The 4,878-nt window shown below is 22.2% G+C and carries 5 protein-coding genes; 4 read left to right on the top strand and 1 reads right to left on the bottom strand.

Translation table 11 applies throughout. The annotated features are described in order from the left end of the window. Positions 1–955 (top strand): hypothetical protein (locus tag VN21_RS12610; RefSeq protein WP_207641525.1); only part of this gene is annotated, 955 nt, incomplete at its 5' end. A 29-nt stretch (positions 956–984) separates the two neighbouring features. Here VN21_RS12610 and VN21_RS12605 read toward each other — a convergent pair. Further along, positions 985–1,671, bottom strand: coding sequence for a lysoplasmalogenase (locus VN21_RS12605; RefSeq protein ID WP_046823555.1), 687 nt, complete (start codon positions 1,669–1,671; stop codon positions 985–987). A 211-nt stretch (positions 1,672–1,882) separates the two neighbouring features. On the opposite strand from VN21_RS12605, the gene VN21_RS12600 reads away from it, so the two are divergent. The 3 genes from VN21_RS12600 (at position 1,883) to VN21_RS12590 (ending at position 4,722) form a co-directional block, all read left to right on the top strand. After that, entirely contained in the window at positions 1,883–2,596 is a 714-nt protein-coding gene (locus VN21_RS12600) for a hypothetical protein (protein ID WP_046823554.1), read from the top strand. Positions 2,597–2,722: 126 nt separating this feature from the next. Then, positions 2,723–3,226, top strand: coding sequence for a PH domain-containing protein (locus VN21_RS12595; RefSeq protein ID WP_046823553.1), 504 nt, complete (start codon positions 2,723–2,725; stop codon positions 3,224–3,226). A 2-nt stretch (positions 3,227–3,228) separates the two neighbouring features. Beyond that, on the top strand, positions 3,229–4,722 hold the full coding sequence (locus VN21_RS12590) for a PH domain-containing protein (protein WP_046823552.1): 1,494 nt from the start codon (positions 3,229–3,231) through the stop codon (positions 4,720–4,722). Positions 4,723–4,878: the final 156 nt, after the last annotated feature.

Genomic DNA, 4,878 nt, shown 5'->3' with positions numbered 1-4,878 from the left:
AATTAGTATATTATTATTACATAAAGACAAAGAAAGGTTGCAGATAGTCATGAAAATATTAAAATTTCAAGAATTTAAATATTTTTACAAGCAAAAAGAGAATTTAAGACTAGTATATATAACTATGGCTATACTTTTAGCAGCCATAGCATGTACAAGTACGATACTTTTAGTTGTTAGTAATAAAATAGAAACAAAAAAATCAGATTATCCATTTATATTAAACTATATGTCTTCAAGTTATAATTATATGAATGATGAGCAATTATCATCTATTGAAGGCGCATTAAATGAATCAGGATATAAATATCAAAAAACAGATTATAAATTATTAAATATAAATAACGAAGGTAAATATGCAATAAAGAATTCAGAATTTAATAAATTAGCAAAAAAACTTAATTTAGACACTGTGAATTTAGGAGTAAATGAAACTTTAATTGTACCAAGATTTGATAATGAAAAATACAAAAACAAAATAAGTAAATTTAAAGATTTTGATATAGGTCTTTATAATTTAAATGTAAAAGGTATTGCTACAGGAAAAATACTTCCAAAAGGTGTTGGAATATGGGTTGTAGTAGTAAATGATAAAATATATTCACAATTAGAAAAAGACTTTGGGAATACTACAGTTAATGTAACTGGATATGATTATAATAACTGGGAAAAAAGTTCTAAAGTAGATGAAACAATACAAAATAAACTAAAAAATGCTTCAATAAACAATTATGAAAAAAGACAAAATTATGATTCATTTTTTAGCTTACCAAAACTTTTTGAAAATAACTCAAGTATTGATAATAAAGCATTTTGTATAGATGTTTTTGTATCTATAGTATTTATGTTAATAAGTATTAGCTTTTTATATTATAATTTCTATAAAAATATGAAAGTAGAAGAAATAAAAGAAGATAAAAATATTGAAATTCCTACATTATCATTTAATGTATAACAAAAAAGGTTTAAGTATTAAATTAATACTTAAACCTTTTTTACATGGAATACACTTAGTGCAATTAGAGCTTGAGCACTATAGTAAACTAATAAGTTTAAAGCTCCAAGAATTTTAGGTGGATTTTTATAAAAATAATCAAAAGCTAATATTAAATCAGATAGTACAAATAACAATGCACCTATTGTAACTATCAAAATATCAAAGCTAGAGCTATTTGATAAATATAAATTTAATGATTGAGCAAACATAAAACTAATAACTATAGCGTAAAAAGCTACATAATTAAACATTCCTTTAAAATCTAATCCTTTTATTGACTTTAAAAATAATAAAGAAATAGATGATAAAATTATTGTGAAAATTATAGTATATATGCTAAACTCACTAATTGATATAAAACCTACAGAAAACAATATATGTGCAAAGCTAAAACTTAAAAGACCATATATAAAGTTTTTACTCATAGTAGATTCGCTTTCTTTTGCATATATAAGAAAGACATCTCCAAATAATGAAAATATAAGACCTAATAATATAAATATGAAATATGAAAAGTTAGTACTATTTTCAATGAATCCACTTATAGCAATAAATACAAATAGTATACTAGTTATTGTTTTAGATATTCCACGATAATTTTTATAAGGTTTATATGTAAAATATAATAAGAATGTTAAAGCAATAAACATAAAAAGTAACAATAAATAAGTCATAAAATTCCTCCCTGGTTAAATTTACCTTTATATAAAACTATAGTATCATACTATGCATTAAACATTAAATAAAAAACAATATAATTAAAATATATAACTTATAATATAAAAATTATATATGTGGTTAAATATGCTTCTTGAAAATAACTTGTTTTTAATGTAATGTATTACTATGTGAAATTTTAACAATAAAATTTAAGGAGATTTAAAAGTGACTTATATAAATGCAAAAAGTAAATATTTAATAAATGTAAAAAATATTAAGGTAAAGCATAAATTTGATACATTAGTAACAAAATCGGTTAATATAACAGAAGATCAAATTGAAGAATGTAAAAAATATGCTGAAAAATATATAGAAGAATCTAATGATTATAAAGTATTAGTACCAGCATCTGTTAAAGATGAAAAAATACAAAAAGAAATTGCAAAACAAATGGTATTTGCAGATAAGATAGGAGAATGTGCAGTTTTAAATTATTTTAAATATAGGGGTCTTAAGGCAGATATCTTAAAAAGTAATAAAATAGGTATAAAAACTTATATAGACAAAGATATTCATAATAGACTTATAATAGATAAAAAAGAAATCGAATCAAAAAATAAAAACCAATATTATATTGGAGCACATCTAAATCTAGAAGTTGAAGATAAAAAACATCCAATTAAAAAATATTTAGTTAAAAATATTTATGATATAAAAAGAGTTCAATTATATGGATATTTAGAAACTAAATTTATAGAGAGTTTAAGATATGAAGTTGTAAATAAAAAGGATGGAAAGAAAGAATATAAGTTCTATACTAAAAAAGCTTCTAATTATGAAAAGAAAGATAAGTATGCTAATTTTGGGTTTGATTGTAAATGGTATTACTTAGATAGAGTTATGGATATAGAAGGATTAGTAATGAAAATAAAAAAATAGTTTATAAATTTTGACAAAAAAAGATTAACTTTAATTAATAAAAGTTAATCTTTTTTTGTAAGTTGAATTATTATTTGATATATGATATTTTAGGAAAAGATTAACAAATTTTCATGGGGGTTAGATATGGATAAAAAACTTAGTAATAAAGCTATTAAATCTTGGATTATAGGAAGAACAATTGGATTAATGATCTTTATATCTATTTATTTAGTGTTAAGATTAGTTCTACCTATACTTGAGATAAATACAATTAACTATATTCTTGATAACTATATATCATGGATAAACATGATTATATTGATTATTGTTGTTTTAATTGCAATATCCGCATACATAGAACCATTTTTTGAATATAAGCAATGGAGTTATAGGATAAATGAAGAAGAAATATCTTTTACAGAAGGAATATTTTTAAAGAAAAGTGTTACAATTCCAATTGTAAGAATTCAAAATATAAACTTATCTGAAGGACCTATAAACAGAAAATTTAATTTAGCTGATGTTAAGATTGGAACTGCAGGTGGAAGCTATAAAATTCCTAATCTTGATAAAGAAGAAGTCGAGAAAATTAGAGAGTTTTTAAAAATTAAAATCAATGAAAATGTTAGAGAGGAGCTTGATGCATAATTATGAATGAAGAGGTTAATGGCAATAAAACTAATTATGAAAATAAAAGCTTCACAAATGAAAATATAAAAATAAGAAATAATTGGAAAAGTTTAATTTATAAACTTATAAAAGGGACGATCAGCAATTTTGGACTAGGTGTACTTTTTATAGTATTTCTAAAACAATGGTTTTGGACAGCTATAGTGCTATTTGTAGTTTTAGACATTATATTTTCAATAATAGGATGGAAGTATGAGTATATAAGTATAAAAGATAATGAAATACATTATTATAAGGGAATATTTTCAAAGGAAACATTAATAATACCAAAGAAAAGTTTTAAGTCTATGGATATATCACAGAATTTGATAGAAAGATTATTAGCATATAAAATTGTGAAAATAGAAAGTCCTTCAAAAGATTTTGGTATAGACGACATAAAAATGAGTTTGAATAATGAACAAATTGATATACTAAAATCTTTTTCTCTTAATGATTTGAATAAGGAATGCTTAGGTGATGTAAATGAAGAGTATGTAGTTAATAATATAAAAGACAATGAAGAGTCTAAAGAAATAAAAGAAAAAAAGATAGAAACTAAAAAGTTAGTTATATATGGGTTTACAAGTTTTAACTTATTTGTTGCATTGATTTTTATTTTTAATATCTTAGGAAAGCTAGATGACTTTATAAGTTCAGACTACTTATCAAATATTATAGATGGAGCTTTTAAAAATAATTCGCAAAGTATGACTATTTTATTGATTGTTGCGGGACTTTTAATTTTCTTAATCATACTAAAACTTATTGCAACTGTATATTATGTTGTTAAGTACTATAACTTTACTTTATTAAAAGAGAACAACAATATAAAGATAGCTTATGGTTTATTTAGTACAAAAGAGTTTTCATTTAAAGATAATAATATAAAACTTATCAAAATTAAATCAAATCCAATAAGACAATTTTTAAATATATATGAATTAAATTTAATTATTAAAGGTTATACAGGCGAAGGAAATGAGAAAATTATAATGTATCCAATAGGATCTTTAAATGAAATTAATGATGTTATAAAAGAATTTATTCCAGAATGGAGCTTTAAAGGAACTGGGAATGGGATAGAAAAGGGTAAATTCTCTATTTTAATAAAGCCAGTTTTGTTAATTTTTATTACTTCTATAGTGTGTTATTTAATACTAAAAACACAATGGGTTTGGTTTATTAATTTAACTATTATATTAACTTTGATAAACTCTGGATTGAAAATAAGAAATTTAAATATTAGTGTGGATAATAAAAAAGTGAGAGCTGTAAACGGGGGATTATTTAGGACTATACATATTTTAAGAGGAAGAGATATACAAGCTGTTGAATTTAAAACGAATCCTATTCAATCTAAAAATAATGTAGGTAAGATTACTATTGATTATTACAGTGAATCATCAGAAGAAATAAAATTAATGTATATGAATAAAAATTATGTTGAGAAATTAATTGAAGCTTCTAAATGATAATAAAAAAAGGTTGTGAGAAAATCTCACAACCTTTTTTATGGGCTAGCGTATACTTATGTCTGAGCATAAGTTCCCACTAATATTTATTATAATATAAACTATTGTTAATGTAAAGATAAAATTTTATTTTAAAAATTTTTTAAAACTGAAAAC

It is taken from the genome of Paraclostridium benzoelyticum, assembly GCF_001006285.1.
GTDB classification, from domain to species: domain Bacteria; phylum Bacillota; class Clostridia; order Peptostreptococcales; family Peptostreptococcaceae; genus Paraclostridium; species Paraclostridium benzoelyticum.
This window is presented reverse-complemented; position numbering and strand designations above follow the sequence as displayed.

Bases quoted from the DNA above. Each gene is read 5' to 3' on its own strand.
- VN21_RS12595 (WP_046823553.1), top strand. From the start codon at position 2,723: ATGGATAAAAAACTTAGTAATAAAGCTATTAAATCTTGGATTATAGGA.
- VN21_RS12590 (WP_046823552.1), top strand. From the start codon at position 3,229: ATGAATGAAGAGGTTAATGGCAATAAAACTAATTATGAAAATAAAAGC.
- VN21_RS12605 (WP_046823555.1), bottom strand. From the start codon at position 1,671: ATGACTTATTTATTGTTACTTTTTATGTTTATTGCTTTAACATTCTTA.